This window comes from Luteimonas sp. TWI596 (genome assembly GCF_039674105.1).
Classification (GTDB): domain Bacteria; phylum Pseudomonadota; class Gammaproteobacteria; order Xanthomonadales; family Xanthomonadaceae; genus Luteimonas.
This window is the reverse complement of sequence record NZ_JBDJMU010000007.1, coordinates 79,720-95,579: the sequence shown is the minus strand read 5'-3', so window position 1 is coordinate 95,579 and position 15,860 is coordinate 79,720. Positions and strand designations below refer to the sequence as shown.

Annotated in this window: 18 protein-coding genes; all 18 read left to right on the top strand. The window is 71.2% G+C overall.

Features of this window, described 5'->3' with window-relative positions; translation table 11 throughout:
* The first annotated feature begins 139 nt into the window (after positions 1 to 139).
* Positions 140 to 1,549 carry an RNA polymerase factor sigma-54 gene (gene rpoN, locus ABE487_RS07335; protein ID WP_346451893.1) on the top strand — a complete coding sequence of 470 codons (1,410 nt, stop codon included), beginning with the start codon at positions 140 to 142 and terminating at the stop codon, positions 1,547 to 1,549.
* A gap of 7 nt (positions 1,550 to 1,556) precedes the next feature.
* On the top strand, positions 1,557 to 1,952 hold the full coding sequence (locus tag ABE487_RS07330) for a response regulator transcription factor (RefSeq protein ID WP_346442574.1): 396 nt from the start codon (positions 1,557 to 1,559) through the stop codon (positions 1,950 to 1,952).
* Positions 1,949 to 3,367: a sigma-54 dependent transcriptional regulator gene (locus ABE487_RS07325; protein ID WP_346442576.1), complete on the top strand. Its 1,419-nt coding sequence runs from the start codon at positions 1,949 to 1,951 to the stop codon at positions 3,365 to 3,367. Before ABE487_RS07330 ends, ABE487_RS07325 begins: the two co-directional genes overlap by 4 nt.
* A 163-nt stretch (positions 3,368 to 3,530) precedes the next feature.
* Positions 3,531 to 3,926 carry a flagellar hook-basal body complex protein FliE gene (gene fliE, locus ABE487_RS07320; RefSeq protein WP_346442578.1) on the top strand — a complete coding sequence of 132 codons (396 nt, stop codon included), beginning with the start codon at positions 3,531 to 3,533 and terminating at the stop codon, positions 3,924 to 3,926.
* 23 nt (positions 3,927 to 3,949) lie between these two features.
* On the top strand, positions 3,950 to 5,650 hold the full coding sequence (gene fliF / locus ABE487_RS07315) for a flagellar basal-body MS-ring/collar protein FliF (protein WP_346442579.1): 1,701 nt from the start codon (positions 3,950 to 3,952) through the stop codon (positions 5,648 to 5,650).
* Positions 5,651 to 5,660: 10 nt separating this feature from the next.
* Positions 5,661 to 6,653 (top strand): flagellar motor switch protein FliG, encoded by a 993-nt coding sequence (fliG, locus tag ABE487_RS07310; protein WP_183427103.1) that lies wholly within the window; start codon positions 5,661 to 5,663, stop codon positions 6,651 to 6,653.
* Positions 6,650 to 7,270 (top strand): FliH/SctL family protein, encoded by a 621-nt coding sequence (locus ABE487_RS07305; protein WP_346442581.1) that lies wholly within the window; start codon positions 6,650 to 6,652, stop codon positions 7,268 to 7,270. Before fliG ends, ABE487_RS07305 begins: the two co-directional genes overlap by 4 nt.
* Positions 7,267 to 8,658 (top strand): flagellar protein export ATPase FliI, encoded by a 1,392-nt coding sequence (fliI, locus tag ABE487_RS07300; protein WP_346442582.1) that lies wholly within the window; start codon positions 7,267 to 7,269, stop codon positions 8,656 to 8,658. Before ABE487_RS07305 ends, fliI begins: the two co-directional genes overlap by 4 nt.
* Positions 8,655 to 9,101 (top strand): flagellar export protein FliJ, encoded by a 447-nt coding sequence (gene fliJ / locus ABE487_RS07295; RefSeq protein ID WP_346442584.1) that lies wholly within the window; start codon positions 8,655 to 8,657, stop codon positions 9,099 to 9,101. Before fliI ends, fliJ begins: the two co-directional genes overlap by 4 nt.
* Entirely contained in the window at positions 9,098 to 10,165 is a 1,068-nt protein-coding gene (locus ABE487_RS07290) for a flagellar hook-length control protein FliK (protein ID WP_346451895.1), read from the top strand. Before fliJ ends, ABE487_RS07290 begins: the two co-directional genes overlap by 4 nt.
* 187 nt (positions 10,166 to 10,352) lie before the next feature.
* The gene (locus ABE487_RS07285) at positions 10,353 to 10,841 is read left to right on the top strand and encodes a flagellar basal body-associated FliL family protein (protein WP_346442588.1); all 489 of its coding nucleotides are present in this window, start codon (positions 10,353 to 10,355) and stop codon (positions 10,839 to 10,841) included.
* 10 nt (positions 10,842 to 10,851) lie between these two features.
* Entirely contained in the window at positions 10,852 to 11,865 is a 1,014-nt protein-coding gene (fliM, locus tag ABE487_RS07280; RefSeq protein ID WP_346442590.1) for a flagellar motor switch protein FliM, read from the top strand.
* On the top strand, positions 11,862 to 12,206 hold the full coding sequence (gene fliN, locus ABE487_RS07275) for a flagellar motor switch protein FliN (protein ID WP_346442592.1): 345 nt from the start codon (positions 11,862 to 11,864) through the stop codon (positions 12,204 to 12,206). Before fliM ends, fliN begins: the two co-directional genes overlap by 4 nt.
* A gap of 218 nt (positions 12,207 to 12,424) precedes the next feature.
* A complete protein-coding gene (gene fliO / locus ABE487_RS07270) occupies positions 12,425 to 12,787 on the top strand; it encodes a flagellar biosynthetic protein FliO (protein WP_183427101.1) in 363 nt (120 codons plus the stop codon).
* Between the two features lies 1 nt (position 12,788).
* Positions 12,789 to 13,562, top strand: a complete 774-nt coding sequence (fliP, locus tag ABE487_RS07265) for a flagellar type III secretion system pore protein FliP (RefSeq protein WP_346442594.1) — start codon at positions 12,789 to 12,791, stop codon at positions 13,560 to 13,562.
* The gene (locus ABE487_RS07260) at positions 13,559 to 13,828 is read left to right on the top strand and encodes a flagellar biosynthetic protein FliQ (protein WP_346442595.1); all 270 of its coding nucleotides are present in this window, start codon (positions 13,559 to 13,561) and stop codon (positions 13,826 to 13,828) included. The genes fliP and ABE487_RS07260 overlap by 4 nt, the downstream gene beginning before the upstream one ends.
* A 28-nt stretch (positions 13,829 to 13,856) precedes the next feature.
* Entirely contained in the window at positions 13,857 to 14,654 is a 798-nt protein-coding gene (gene fliR / locus ABE487_RS07255) for a flagellar biosynthetic protein FliR (RefSeq protein WP_346442597.1), read from the top strand.
* A gap of 65 nt (positions 14,655 to 14,719) precedes the next feature.
* Positions 14,720 to 15,859, top strand: a complete 1,140-nt coding sequence (gene flhB, locus ABE487_RS07250) for a flagellar biosynthesis protein FlhB (RefSeq protein WP_346442598.1) — start codon at positions 14,720 to 14,722, stop codon at positions 15,857 to 15,859.
* Position 15,860 lies beyond the last annotated feature (1 nt).

Sequence of the window (15,860 nt, the reverse complement as noted above, 5' to 3'; positions counted from 1 at the left end):
TGCCGATCGGCGTGTCGGGGAAACCCCGACAGCAGTCAGGCAATCCCTTGCCGACGTGGGGAACGGCCCGATAGCGTTGCCGTCACGCCGCCTTCACGATGCCTGCACGCGTCGACGTCCGGCGCGACGGGATTCCGACATGAAGGCCTCCGCCTCGCTGCAGCTCGGCCAACAGCTGCATCTCACACCGCAGTTGCTGCAGTCCATCCGCCTGCTGCAGCTCGATGGGCAGCAACTGGAGCTGGAAGTGCGCCGCGTGCTCGCGCACAACCCGATGCTGGAGCTCGACGAGGTCCCCGTCGCCGCGCCCGCTCCGGTCGATACCGACGCCATCCCCGATGGCCGGGTCGAGGTCGCCGCGTTCGACGAACTGCCCGACAGCACGATGTGGGACGTGCGCAGCGCCAGTTGGAGCGGCGATGACGACGGCCTGCAGCGGATCGCGGCCGAGCCGTCGAGCGATCCGCACTGGCGAATCCTGCAGCGCCTGGCGCTGGAACTTTCGGACGCGCAACTGGCGATCGCCGCGTTCTGGCTGACCCACTGCGACGAGGCCGGCTATCTGGTCGCGCCGCCCGAGGCGCTCGCCGAACAGGCGCCGACGCAGTTGGGCTGCTCGGCGGCGCAAGCCGAGGCGGTGCGCCAGCGGCTGCTGGCCGGCGATCCGGCCGGCATCGCCGCCCGCGACGTGCGCGAGTGCCTGCTGGCGCAACTCGACGCCCTGCCCGGCCACGTGCCCGGCCGTCCGTTGGCCCGGCGCCTGGTCGCGGTCGCGCTCGACCTGCTGGCCGCGCACGATGTCGATGCGATCGCCCGCCGTCTCGACCGCGCGGTCGAGGATATCCATGAAGCGATCGCGCTGGTGCGCGCGCTCGATCCGCGCCCGGCCCAGACCGGCGCCCCCGTATCCGACGACGCGGTCGTGCCCGATGTCGTGGTCTGGCATGCCGACGCCGGCTGGCGCGTCGCATTGAACCCGGTCACAACCCCGCGCGTGACGATCAACGCCGGCTACGAGCGGTTGCTTGCCGATGGCGGCGAGGCCGCCGCGCCGATGCGCGAACTGCTGCAGGAGGCCCGCTGGTTCGCACGTGGCCTGTCGATGCGTTACGAAACCTTGCTGCGCACCGCGCGCGTGTTGGTCGAACGCCAGGCGGCCTTCCTGGCCCAGGGCGAGGAAGCCATCGCGCCGTTGACCCTCAAGGAGGTCGCCGAGGCGATCGGCATGCACGAATCGACGGTCTCGCGGATCACCACCGGCAAGTATCTGCAGACGCCACGCGGCACGATCGAGATGAAGCGCTTCTTCGCAGTGCGCCTGGAAGGCGCGGAAGTCTCCGGCGCCGCGGTCCGAGCGATGGTCCGGCGGCTGATCGAGGCCGAGCCGCGGCACCGCCCGCTGGCCGACGACGCGATCGCCGCGCTGCTCGCACGCCAGGGCGTGCACATCGCGCGGCGTACCGTCGCCAAGTACCGCGAACAGCTCGACATTCCGCCCGCACGTCTGCGCCGCGCCCCGGCGTCCGCGCCACTGGCCCGAACGGCCTGAGACCCCCATGGACAAGATCAAGGTACTGCTGGTCGACGACCACGACGGCTTCATCAATGCCGCGCTGCGCCACTTGCGCCGACTGGACTGGCTGGACGTGGTCGGCACCGCCGGCAACGGCCTGGAGGCCATCGCGCAATCCGAGGCGCTGCGCCCGGATGTGGTGCTGATGGACCTGGCGATGCCGGAGATGGGCGGCCTGCAGGCCGCGCGGTTGATCAAGGCGCAGGACGACCCGCCCTACATCGTGATCGCCAGCCACTTCGACGACGCCGAGCACCGCGAGCACGCCACGCGCGCCGGCGCCGACAACTTCGTCAGCAAGCTGTCCTATATCCAGGAAGTCATGCAGATCCTCGACAGCCTGCGCCATCCGCAGGGCGAGCCGGGAGCGCAGCTGTGAGCGAGCCGCGCATCCTGGTCATCGACGCCGACGGCGACCGCGCCGAGCGGCTGTGCACGCTGCTCGAATTCATGGACCTGCGTCCGCGCTGGGTCGCCGAGGCCGGCGAGATCTCCACCGCGCGCCACCGGTCCAGCGACTGGGTCGCAGTGCTGGTCGGCGACATCGCCGCCGACGATGCCGCCGCGCCCGCCTTCTTCGGCTGGCTGGGCCAGGCCGGCATCGCGCCACCGGTGCTGTTGATCGACGGCGAAGCGCCGACGTTCGCTGCCGCGCACGGCCTGCACGAGGCCGGGGTGTGGACGCTGGAATCGCCGCTGCGCCACGCCCAGCTCGAGAACCTGCTGCGCATCGCCAGCCTCAAGCGCATCGATGCCGACCGCCAGGCCTCGACCGAGCAGGGCTTCGGGCCGACCGGCAGCAGCGAGCCGGTCCGGCGCCTGCGACGCATGATCGACCAGGTGGCGCCGTTCGACACCACGGTGCTGGTGCTGGGCGAATCGGGCACCGGCAAGGAAGTCGCCGCGCGCGCCATCCACCAGCGCTCGGCCCGACGCGATGGGCCGTTCGTGGCGATCAACTGCGGTGCGATCCCGGCCGAACTGCTCGAAAGCGAGCTGTTCGGCCATGAGAAGGGCGCGTTCACCGGGGCACTGTCGGCGCGCAAGGGCCGCTTCGAGATGGCCGAGGGCGGCACGCTGCTGCTCGACGAGATCGGCGACATGAGCCTGCCGATGCAGGTCAAGCTGCTGCGCGTGCTGCAGGAGCGGTGCTTTGAGCGCGTCGGCGGCAACCAGTCGATCCGCTGCGATGTCCGCGTGATCGCGGCGACCCACCGCGACCTCGAGGCGCGGATCGGCGAGGGCCAGTTTCGCGAGGATTTGTTCTACCGCCTCAATGTGTTCCCGATCGAGATGCCGTCGCTGCGCGAACGGCGCGACGACCTGCCCGAGCTGATGGCCACGATCGCCGGCCAGCTGGCGCGCAACGGCCGCGGCGAGATCCGCTTCGCGGCCGACACGATCGAGGCCCTGGCCGGCTATGCCTGGCCGGGCAACGTGCGCGAGCTGAGCAACCTGGTCGAGCGCCTGGCGGTGCTCAATCCAGGCGGCATGGTACGCGTGCAGGACCTGCCGCAACGCTACCGCGAGCATCTGATCGACACGCCTGCGGCGCCGCAGGCGGACGTCCAAGCGCCCGCTGCGACCGCGGATGCAGCCGAACCGACGCAGTTGCCCGAGGACGGGCTGGACCTGCGCGACCATATGGCACGGATCGAGCTGGGCCTGATCCGCGAGGCGCTCGAGCGCAGCGACGGCGTCGTCGCGCACGCCGCGCAGTTGCTGGGCCTGCGCCGCACCACGCTGGCCGAGAAGCTGCGCAAGTACGGCATCGAGCGCGAACTGGCCGCCTGAGCGGACGCCGCGCCCGCCACCCGGCAACCCGAGAACGCGCGCCGCCTTTGTCGGGCGGGCAAAACCGCGCATCGGGTGCGGCGCCAAGAGTCCGGCGCCACTGTCGCAAGGCACGCGGCACGCGACTTGCATCGTCCCGGCAGGCTTCCGACACCCCGCCCCCATGAGCCATTCGGTCAATTCGATCCTCTCGCAGATCCGCAGCTTCCAGGGCCAGATGCCGGCCATGGCGCAGGCGCGCGAGACGATCGCCGCCGATGCCGCGCGCTCGGATGCGATCCCGGTCCAGGGCCTGGGCGGCGCGCAGGCGCCGGGTGGCGTCGCAGGCGCGGCAAGCCCGAGCTTCGGCGCGACGCTGCGCAACGCGATCGAGGGCGTGAACGCGGCGCAGCAACGCAGCGGCGCGCTGGTACGCGCATTCGAGCTCGGCGAGCCGGGCGCGGATCTGGCCAAGGTGATGGTGGCCTCGCAGCAATCGCAGGTGGCATTCCGCGCCACGGTGGAAGTGCGCAACCGTCTGGTACAGGCGTACCAGGACGTCATGAACATGCCGCTGTGACGGCACCGGAGACCGACTGACCCATGGCGATCCCGCTTCCCAAGGATGTCTTCAACGCCGACAAGGCCGGCGGCAAGGCAGTCGAGGTGCTCGACCGGCTGGAGAAGATGCAGCTCGCCCGCCGTCTGGGCAAGATGCTGCTGCTGGCCGCGGCCATCGCCGGCGGCCTGATCGTGTTCTTCTGGTCGCAGACGCCCGGCTACGTGCCGCTGTACGCCGGCCTCGACGCCAAGGCCACGGCCGAAGCCACCGACCTGCTGCGTACCGCGCAGATCCCGTTCCGCATCGACCAGGCGACCGGCGCGATCTCGGTGCCCGAGCAGAACGTGCACGACGCCCGCTTGAAGCTCGCCGGCTCCGGGCTGACCGAGTCGGGTCGCCTGGGCTTCGAGTTGATGGAGCGCGACCCAGGCTTCGGGGTCAGCCAGTTCGTCGAGACCGCGCGCTACCAGCATGCGCTGGAGACCGAACTGGTGCGCACGATCGCAGCCCTGCGCCCGGTGCGCGACGCCCGCGTGCACTTGGCGATCCCCAAGCCCAGCGCCTTCACCCGCCAGCGCGAGGCCGCCAGTGCCTCGGTCGTGCTCGAGCTGCGCGGCGGCGCCAGTCTCGAGCGCGGACAGGTCGACGCGATCGTGCACCTGGTCGCCTCCAGCATCCCCGACCTCGCGCCCGAGCGCGTCACCATCGTCGACCAGAACGGCCGCCTGCTCAGCGACAGCCGCCAGGACCCGGACGCGGCGATGAGTGCGCAGCAGTTCGAGCAGGCGCGGCGCCAGGAGACCTCGTTCAACCAGCGCATCCGCGAGCTGCTCGAGCCGATGACCGGCGCCGGCCGGGTCAACGCCGAGGTCACCGTGGACATGGATTTCTCGGTCAGCGAAGAGGCGCGCGAGCTCTACAACGCCGAGCCGCCCAAGCTGCGCAGCGAGCAGACCAGCGAGAACAGCGCGCCCGCGGGTCCCCAGGGCATCCCTGGCGCGACCAGCAACCTGCCCGACACCGCCGCCAACCCGGCGCCGGTCGATGCGGCGGTCGCCGCGGCCGCAGGCAACACGGGCGAATCGTCGCGCAGCGCGACCCGCAACTACGAGCTCGACCGCACGCTCAGCCACACCCGCCAGCCGGGCGGCCGGATCCGCCGGGTCACCGCCGCGGTGCTGGTCGACCACGTGCCGCGCACCGGCGCCGACGGCGCGACCACGCTGCAGCCGTTGACCGCGGCCGAACTGCAGCGCATCGAGGCGCTGGTGCGCCAGGCGGTCGGCTTCGACGAGGCCCGCGGCGACGTGGTGTCGGTGATGAACGCGCCGTTCGTGCGCGAGACGCTCGACGACGTCGGCGCGGTGCCGTGGTGGCAGCAGCCGATGCTGCGCGACATCGCGCGGATCGCGCTCGGCGCGCTGGTCGTGCTGGCGCTGCTGTTCGGCGTGGTGCGCCCGGCAGTGCGCCAGATCACCGGGCCGTCGGCCAAGCCCCGGCGCGGCGCCGACCCCGAGACCGCCGAGGTCGTGCTGCTCGACGACGAGGCCGTGCCGGCGCTCGCCGACGACACCGCGCAGATCGGCGCACTGTCGGGCCCGGCGCACGCGCAGGCGGCGATCGCGTTGCCGTCCGATGCCTATGAAGACCGCCTGCGGCAGGCCCGCGAGGCGGTGAAGACCGATTCCAAGCGCGTGGCGCAGGTGGTGAAGGGATGGCTGGGCGATGAAGCGACCACCTGACATCGGCGAGATGACCGGCGTGCAGCGCGCCGCGGTGCTGCTGCTCTCGCTCGGCGAGGCCGACGCGGCCGAGGTGCTCAAGCACATGGGCGCCAAGGAAGTGCAGAAGCTCGGCCTGGCGATGGCGACCATGGGGCCGGTCAGCCGCGAGCAGGTCACCGGCGTGATGGACGACTTCCACGGCGCGCTGGAGCGGCAGACCTCGCTCGGCGTCGGCGCCGACGACTACATCCGCGCGGTGCTGGTCCAGGCGCTGGGCGCCGACAAGGCCGGCAGCCTGATCGACCGCATCCTGCTGGGGCGCAACACCACCGGGCTGGACACGCTCAAGTGGATGGACCCGCGCGCGATCGCCGACCTGGTGCGCCACGAGCATCCGCAGATCATCGCGATCGTGATGTCGCACCTCGACCCCGACCAGGCGGCCGATGCGCTCAAGCTGATGCCCGAGCGCACCCGCGCCGACGTGCTGCTGCGCATCGCCACGCTCGACGGCATCCCGCCCAATGCGCTCAACGAACTCAACGAGATCATGGAGCGGCAGTTCGCCGGCAACCAGAACCTCAAGTCGTCGGCCGTCGGCGGGGTCAAGGTCGCGGCGAACATCCTCAACTTCATGGAGTCGGGCCAGGACCAGGGGCTGCTGGGTGCGATCCGCAAGATCGACCCGCAGCTGTGCCAGCGCATCCAGGACCTGATGTTCGTGTTCGACGACCTGATCGAACTCGACGACCGCGAACTGCAGATCGTACTGCGCGAAGTCTCGGGCGACCGCCTGGGCATCGCGCTGCGCGGCGCCGATCCGCGTGTGCGCGAGAAGATCACCCGCAACATGTCGCAACGCGCGGCCGAGATCCTGATCGAGGATATGGAAGCCCGCGGGCCGGTCCGGCTGTCGGACGTGGAGTCGGCGCAGAAGGAGATCCTGACGATCGTGCGCCGGCTCGCCGATGAGGGCGCGCTGACGCTCGGTGGCGGCGGCAACGCCGAGGCGCTGGTATGAGCGGCGCGGTGCGCTGGCTGGCACCGGCGCTCGACGCGGCCCTCGTCCCTGCCCCCGCGGCCACCGAGGTCCCGGCCGAACTGCCGCGCCCGCCCTCGCTCGAAGAGATCCAGCGCATCCGCGACGACGCCCAGCGCGAAGGCCATGCCGAGGGCCTGGCCCAGGGCCGCGCCGAAGGCCTGGCGCAGGCGCAGGCGGAGATGCGCCGGCTGGCCGCGCAGATCGAGGGCATCCTCGACAACTTCTCGCGGCCGCTGGCGCGGCTGGAAAACGAAGTCGTCGCCGCGCTGGGCGAACTGGCCGCGCGCATCGCAGGCAGCCTGGTGGGCCGCGCCTACGAGGCCGAGCCGGCACTGCTGGCCGAACTGGTCACCGACGCCGTCGATGCGGTCGGCGGCGCGGCGCGCGAGGTCGAGGTGCGCCTGCATCCCGATGACATCGCCTCGCTGACGCCGTTGCTGGCGTTGCCGGACGAGACCCGCCTGGTCGCCGATCCGGCGCTGGCGCGCGGCGACTTGCGCGTGCATGCGCCCAGCGTGCGCATCGATGGCAGTCTCGAGGCGCGGCTGCGCGGCGCGCTGGACACCGTGCTGCGCCGCGCCGGGACGCGCGGATGAGCGCCCCCCTGCCCCGCGCCGATCCCGCCGACTGGTTGGCCGCCCGCAACCTGCGCCTGGCCGCGCGCCTGGACAGCACCGGGCCGGACCCTGCGGCCGGACGCGGGCTGATCCGCGAAGGCATCCTGCGCCGCGCGGTCGGGCTGACGCTCGAGGCGGTCGGCTGCGAAGCGCCGATGGGCGCGACCTGCCGGGTCGAGGTCGCCGACGGGGGTTGGGTCGAGGCCGAGGTCGTCGGCTTCGCCGGCGAACGCACCTCGCTGATGCCCAGCGCCGAACTGCACGGCCTGCTGCCCAACGCCCGCGTCGTGCCGCTGCAGCGCCGCGGCGGCGTGGAGATCGGCGAGGGCCTGCTCGGCCGGGTGATCGACAGCGACGGCGTGCCGCTCGACGGCAAGGGCCCGATCCGTGCCGAGGGCACCGTCGGCATGGCCGGCGTGTCGATCAACCCGCTGGCACGCGAGCCGATCACCCAGCCGCTGGACGTGGGCGTGCGCGCGATCAACGCGCTGCTGCCGATCGGCCGCGGCCAGCGCGTGGGCCTGTTCGCCGGCTCAGGCGTGGGCAAGTCGACGCTGCTGGGCATGATGACCCGCTTCACCTCGGCCGATGTGATCGTCGTGGGCCTGATCGGCGAGCGTGGCCGCGAGGTACGCGATTTCGTCGAGACCACCCTGGGCGAGGATGGCCTGCGGCGTGCGGTCGTGGTCGCCGCGCCGGCCGACCGGCCGCCGTTGGCGCGTCTGCATGGCGCCTATCGCGCAACCGCGATCGCCGAGTGGTTCCGCGACCAGGGCCTCAACGTGCTGCTGCTGATGGACTCGCTGACCCGCTTTGCGCAGGCGCAGCGCGAGATCGGGCTGTCGGTGGGCGAGCCGCCGACCACGCGCGGCTATCCGCCGTCGGTGTTCGCCAAGCTGCCGGCCCTGGTCGAGCGCGCCGGCAATGGCGCCAAGGGCCGCGGCTCGATCACCGCGTTCTACACCGTGCTGACCGAAGGCGACGATCCGCAGGACCCGATCGCCGATGCCGCGCGCGCGATCCTCGACGGCCACATCCTGCTCTCGCGCCGGATCGCCGACGCCGGCCTGTACCCGGCGATCGACGTCGAATCGTCGGTCAGCCGCGTGGTCACCGAGATCGCCGACGTCGACTGGCGCGACCGGATCCGCGCGCTCAAGCGTCTGGTCAGCGCCTACAACGCCAACCGCGACCTCATCGCCATCGGCGCCTACCAGCGCGGCGGTGACCCGGCGGTCGACGAAGCGCTGGCGCGCTGGCCGGACATCGTCGCCTTCCTGGGCCAGGACATCGCCCGCGCTGCCGACCTGCAACACAGCCGACAGGCGCTCGAACGCCTGCTGCAACCCGAGGAACCCGCTGCATGAAACAGTCCCGACGCATCGATCCGTTGCTCAGCCGCGCCCAGGACCACGAAGACGCGGCGGCGCGCGTACTCGCCCAGCGCCAGTCATCGCTTGACGCGCACGAGGCCCGCCTGGCCGAGTTGCGGCGCTATGCCGACGAATACGCCCACAGCCAGCTCGCCGCGACCAGTCCGGCGCAACTTGCCAACCGCCGCGCATTCCTGGATCGGCTGGAAAACGCCGTCGAGCAGCAGAGCCGCACCGTCGACCAGAGCCGGCAGACGGTCGAGCTCGAACGCGGCCGGCTGCTGCTGGCCAGCCGCGACAAGCAGGTACTCGAGCAACTGGCGGCCAGTTATCGCGCGCAGGAGCGCCAGGTCGACGAGCGCCGCTCCCAGCGTGAGCTCGACGATCTGGGAGCGCGCCGCGTGCGCCTGGCCGCGAGCGAGGGCCAGGACGCATGACCCCACTGGCGGCGACCGCGACTCCCGGCATGGGCGCGCCGTCCGCGGCGGCGCGCAGCACCGGCGCGGCGTCGGGCCCCGCCGACGGCGAGGACGGGTTCGCCCGGGCCCTCGAACGGCGGCAGGCGCAACGCAGCACCGACGCCTCCGCGCAGCGGCGCACGCCGGAAGGGCGGCACGACGACCGCCCGTCCGCCGAGGTCGAGGCAGCGGCATCGCCCGACACCGCGCCGACCTCCGAAGACCACGATCCGGCCGCCGCGACCGGGACCGGGCCGGTGCCTGGCGATCCGATGCCGTGGCCGCCGGCCGGCCTGGTCGGGCTGCCGGGGTTCGCCGCGCTGCCGGTCGCCGACCCGCCCGCCGAGACAACCGCAATGCCGGCGGCCCAGACGCCGCCGCAGGCCGCGGCGATCACCACGGCCGCCGCGACAACCGCGCCGCGCATGCCCGCGCTCGCGCTGTCGCCCGATGCCGCCACCGGCGACGTCGACACGCTCGCGACCGTCGCCGTCGTCGCGACGCACCCGGCCAGCGAGCCCGCGCCCGATACTGGCCAGCCCCCTGCGCCGATCGCATTCGCGCTGCCGGGCGCACCGGCCCCGGCCGTGCGCACGCCGCCGCCGCTGCTCGATGCCCCACTGCCGACGCCCGATGTCCATCGCGGAGACTTCGAGGACCGCCTGGGCGCCCAGCTCGAATGGATGGCGGGCCAGAAGATCGGCCATGCCCGCATTCGCGTCACGCCGCAGGACCTGGGCCCGGTCGAGGTGCGCCTGCAGCTCGACGGCGACCGCATCGCCGCCGACTTCATCAGCCCGCACGCACAGACCCGCGACGCCCTCGAACAGGGCCTGCCGCGGCTCCGGGATCTGCTCGGCGAACACGGTTTCCAGCTCGCGCATGCCGGCGTGGGCCACGACGGCGGCGCGGACGCACGCGACGGAATGTCGTCGCCGTCCGGCCGCGCGACATCCACCGCCCAGCACGACGCCGGCCCCGAAGCGCGGCCGGCGCCCGCACCGACGGCCCGGCGGATCGGTCTGCTCGACGCCTACGCCTAGACGACGACGTCGATCCCGCGACGGCTTCCAGTCGCAGCGCGACGGGCGTCGCGCGCGTTTCGCGCCGCGCGACGCTGCGTCCACAGTGCCTCGGCCCGGCCACATCCGCCCAGCGTGACGGCCCACCGTCGCCAGAACGGCACGGCGATTGCATCCAAGCACAGGCATTCCCTTTTCGGACCCGCCCGTGGCCGCCGCTGCCGACCCGCAACCCAAGTCTCCTCCCAAGAAGCGGCGCAAGCTGCTGTTGTCGATCCTCGGCGGCCTGCTGCTGCTCGCACTGGCGGCGGCCGGCGGCGCCGCGGCACTGCACCTGCGCAACAATCCCGGGCCGCCCAAGCCCGTGCTGCCGGCACAGGCCCAGTACCTGCCGATGGCGCCGCCGTTCGTCGTCAACCTCGGCGACGAGAGCGAAGGACCGCGCTATCTGCAGGTCGAGGTGCAACTGGTCACGCGCGATCCACTCGATGTCGCCCAGCTCCAGCACCACGAGCCGGCGCTGCGCGCGCGGCTGCTGATGCTGTTCTCCCAGCAGACCGCCGGCACTGTCGCCACGCGCCAGGGCAAGGAGGCGCTGCGCGCGCAGGCGCTGTCGGAAGTGCAGACGCTGATGACCGAGGAAACCGGCAAGCCGCGCGCCGAAGCGCTGCTGTTCACCAGCTTCGTGACCCAGTGAGGCGAGCGGCATGAATTCCAACGACCTGCTATCGCAAGACGAGATCGACGCACTGCTGCACGGCGTCGACTCGGGCGCGGTGGACACCGAGCCGCAAGCCGATCCGGGCGAGGCGCGGACCTACGACTTCGCCAGCCAGGACCGCATCATCCGCGGGCGCATGCCGACGCTGGAGATGGTCAACGAACGCTTCGTGCGGCTGTGGCGGATCGGCCTGTTCAACCTGATCCGCCGTTCGGCCGACCTGTCGGTACGCGGTATCGACCTGATCAAGTTCGGCGACTACCTGCACCAGCTCTACGTGCCGACCAACCTCAACCTGATCAAGTTCAAGCCGCTGCGCGGTACCGGCCTGATCGTGTTCGAGCCCAAGCTGGTGTTCGCGGTCGTCGACAATTTCTTCGGCGGCGATGGCCGTTACCCCACCCGCATCGAAGGCCGGGAGTTCACCCCGACCGAGATGCGGGTGATTCAGCTGATGCTGCGCCAGACCTTCGCCGACATGGCCGAGGCCTGGGCGCCGGTGCTGGACGTGGAGTGCGAGTACATCAACTCGGAGATCAACCCGCACTTCGCCAACATCGTCACCCCGCGCGAGTACGTGGTCGTCAGCCGCTTCCATGTCGAACTCGAAGGCGGCGGTGGCGAGATCCACATCACGCTGCCTTATTCGATGCTCGAACCGATCCGCGAACTGCTCGATGCCGGCATCCAGAGCGACCGCGTCGACCGCGACGAAAGCTGGAACGTGTCGATGCGCGAGCAGCTGATGTCGGCCGAGGTCACGGTGTCGAGCATCCTGGCCAAGCGCACGATCGACCTGCGCCGCCTGACCCGGTTGAAGGTCGGCGACATCCTGCCGATCGAGCTGCCCGAGGACGTGCCGATCTGCGTGGAGGACATCCCGGTGTTCACCGGACGCTTCGGCACCTCCGGCGGTTGCAACGTGGTGAAGATCACCGAGACACGACCACCCGGCACCCAGCCGCCCCGCCCCGCCCCCGTCCAGGACCTGCCCGCATGAACTCCCAGGATCCCGCCGCGCACGCGGCCGAACCCGCGCGCTTCGACGACCTGCGCTCCGAACGCGCCGACGATGCCGCCGATCTCAACCTCGATGTCATCCTCGACGTGCCGGTCGCGCTGTCGCTGGAAGTCGGCCGTACGCGCATGCCGATCCGCAATCTGCTGCAGCTCAACCGCGGTTCGGTGGTCGAGCTCGAGCGCGGTGCCGGCGAGCCGCTCGATGTCTACGTCAATGGCACGCTGATCGCCCATGGCGAAGTCGTCGTGATCAACGACCGGTTCGGCGTGCGCCTGACCGATGTCGTCAGCCCCAGCGAGCGGATCCGGAGACTGCGGTGATCGTTGCCGGCGCCTTTCCCGCCGCCGCGGCGACCGGTCGGGCCGCGGCCCTGTCGGCTTCGCCCCAGACGGCAGCGACGGCGTCACAGCCTCATGTCGACAGCGACGCGGACCATGGCACGGATGCCGTGCCCACCGCATCGGCGCCCCCCATCGAAGCTGCGGTCGTCACCCCGGCCGTCGCGACGCCGGTCGCCACGCTCGGCCCGCCGACGCCGATGCCGATCGGCAGCCATGCACCACAGGCCCCGGGCCTGGGCGGCGCCTTCGTGGCGTTGGTCCTGGTGCTCGGGCTGATCCTCGGCCTGGCCTGGCTGCTCAAGCGCCTGCCCGGCAGCGGCCTGCGCCAGGCCGACGGCCTGCGGGTGGTCGCCAGCATTCCGCTCGGCGGCAAGGAGCGCGCAGCGGTGCTGCAGGTCGGCGGCGAACAACTGCTGGTGGGCATCGGCGCCGGCGGCGTGCGCACGCTGCATGTGCTGCCCGCACCGCTGGCCGAGGCACCGCCGCTGGCGATGCCCACGCTCAAGTCGCTTCCCGATTTCAGACAGCTGCTCGCCCAGCGGCTGCGCAAGGATCCCTGACATGTTCCGCCCTTCCCGCTTGTTGGCGACCTTTGCCGGCGCGCTATGCCTGCTGCTGCCGGTGCTGGCGCTCGCCACGCCTGCGCTCGCGCCGCAACTGCCGGCCTTGCCCGACGTGACCGTCGGCCAGATCGGCGATGCGCCGGTGAGCCTGCCGCTGCAGACCCTGTTGCTGATGACGGCGATCACGCTGATCCCGTCGATGCTGCTGGTGCTGACCGCCTTCACCCGCATCATCGTGGTGCTCGCACTGCTGCGCCAGGCACTGGGCACCGGGCAGACGCCGTCCAATCAGGTGCTCGTCGGCCTGGCGCTGTTCCTCACCGCGCTGGTGATGACGCCGGTCTGGGAGTCGGCATGGAACGCCGGCTTCGGGCCCTATCTCGACGGCCGCATCGATTTTCGCACCGCCTGGGAGCTCGGCACCGCGCCGCTGCGCGGCTTCATGCTGGCGCAGGTGCGCGAGACCGACCTGATGACCTTCGCCGGCCTCGCCGGGCATGGCACCTACGCCGGCCCCGACGCGGTACCGTTCCAGGTGCTGGTCGCCTCGTTCGTCACCAGCGAACTCAAGACCGCGTTCGAGATCGGATTTCTGATCTTCATCCCCTTCATCATCATCGACCTGGTCGTGGCCAGCGTGTTGATGTCGATGGGCATGATGATGCTCTCGCCGATGCTGGTCTCCGCGCCGTTCAAGATCCTGCTGTTCGTGCTCGTCGACGGCTGGGTGCTGACGGTCGGCACGTTGGCGGCGAGTTTCAACCTGCCATGACCCCCGAACTCGCCCTCACCGAGTTGCGTCGTGGCCTCGAAGTCGCCCTGTGGGTTGGTGGCCCGCTGCTGGCGACGGTGCTGGTCGTCGGCGTCGTGGTCGGCGTGTTGCAGGCCGCCACCCAGATCAACGAGCCGACGATCGCGTTCGTCGCCAAGGCCGTCGCGCTGACCGCCGCGTTGTTCGCACTCGGCGCGTTCCTGGTCGGCTATCTCGTCGACTACACGACGACGTTGTTCCACAGCATCCCGCACCTGATTGGGTGATCGCGGCGATGCGCCCAGGCCCCCGCTGATGGATGCCGCCACGCAGACGGCGATCGACGGCCAGGCGGCCTTCGGCATGATCGGTGCGTTGCTGTGGACCGCGCTGCGGGTGGGCGCGCTGCTGATGGCGATGCCGATGATCGGTACGCGCGCGCTTCCGGCGCGGATCCGGGTTATGGTCGCGCTGGCGATGAGCCTGGCGCTGGCGCCGATCCTGCCCGCGCCGCCGGCCTGGAGCGGCTTCGATGCCGCCACCGTGCTGTCGATTGGCCGCGAGCTCGCAGTCGGCGCGGCGATGGGGTTCATGCTGCGGCTGGTGTTCGAGGCCGGGGCGCTGGCCGGCGAACTGATCTCCCAGGGCACCGGCCTGTCGTTCGCACAGATGAGCGACCCGATGCGCGGGGTCAACTCCGGGATCATCAGCCAGTGGTTCTATCTCGCTTTCGGCCTGCTGTTCTTCGCGGCCAACGGCCACCTCGCCCTGATCGCGCTGCTGGTGCGCAGCTACGAGGCGCTGCCGGTCGGTACCGCGCTGCCCGAGCTGGACGCCACACTGCGCGTGGCGCCCGAGTTCTTCGCGCTGGTGCTGCGCGGTGCGGTCTCGCTGGCGTTGCCGGTCATGGTCGCGATGCTCGCGGTCAATCTCGCCTTCGGCGTCCTGTCGCGCGCCGCACCGGCGCTCAATCCGATCCAGCTCGGGCTGCCGATCTCGGTGCTCGTGGGCCTGCTGCTGATCTCGGTGCTGGCCGGAGAACTCGGGCCGCCGATCCAGCGGCTCTTCGACATGGCCTTCGACGCTGCCGGACGCGTGCCGCTGGGGCGTTGAGGCGGCCGGTCCGGCGCGGCATATGACTTGCAGCGCCCTGTCGGGTACTTGCGACGCCGGCAACGATGGCCGAGAACGAAGACGGTCAGGAAAAGACCGAACAGCCAAGCGAAAAACGATTGCGCGATGCGCGCGAGAAGGGCAACGTCCCACGCTCGCGCGAACTGTCGACCGTGGCGGTGTTCGGCGCGGGCGTGTGCATGCTGCTGGCCACCGGCGGCGGCCTGTCGGCGCGGGCGCTCGACTGGATGCGCGCGGCACTGACGCCTGATCTGGCGATGCTCGAATCGCCGCAGAGGCTGTTCGGCCATGCCGGCCAGCTGATGCTCGGCTTTCTGTGGCTGCTGGCGCCGCTGCTGCTGGTGCTGCTGCTCGCCTGCCTGGTCGCGCCGGCGCTGATGGGCGGATTCAACGCCTCGACCAAAGGGCTGATCCCCGACCTGAAGAAGCTCAACCCGCTGGCCGGCCTCAAGCGCATCTACGGGCCCGAGGGCGCGGCCGAACTGCTCAAATCGCTGTTGCGCGTGGCCCTGGTCGGCACCGCGGCCGCGCTGTTCCTGTGGCCGGGACTGCATCGTCTTCGCAGCATGCTCGACCAGCCGCTCGAGGCCGCGGCCGGCGCCGGGCTCGGCTTCGCCCTGTGGATGCTGATGGCCACCTCCGCAGCCTTGCTGCTGCTGGCCTTGCTCGACGCGCCGTACCAGAAATGGAACTGGCGGCGGAAGCTGAAGATGACGCGGCAGGAACTGCGCGAGGAGATGAAGGAAAGCGAGGGCCGACCGGAGGTCAAGGGCCGCATCCGCCAGATGCAGCAGCAGCTGTCGCAGCGGCGGATGATGGAAGACCTGCCTGGCGCCGATGTGATCGTGGTCAATCCCACGCACTACGCGGTCGCGCTCAAGTACGAGGGCGAGGCGATGCGCGCGCCCAAAGTGATCGCCAAGGGCGTCGACGAAATGGCGCTGCGCATCCGCGCCGTGGGCGAGCGGCACCGCATCGCGCTGGTCGCCGCGCCGCCGCTGGCACGGGTCTTGTATCGGGAGGCGCAGATCGGTCAGGAAATCCCCGTGAAGCTCTACGCCGCCGTCGCCCAGGTGCTGTCCTACGTGTATCAGCTGCGCAACTGGACGCCGGGCCAGCCCTATCCCGAGCTGTCGGCGGTGGAGGTCGATGAGGCCGCGTCCGGCGACGGAGCCCGGCCGTGAG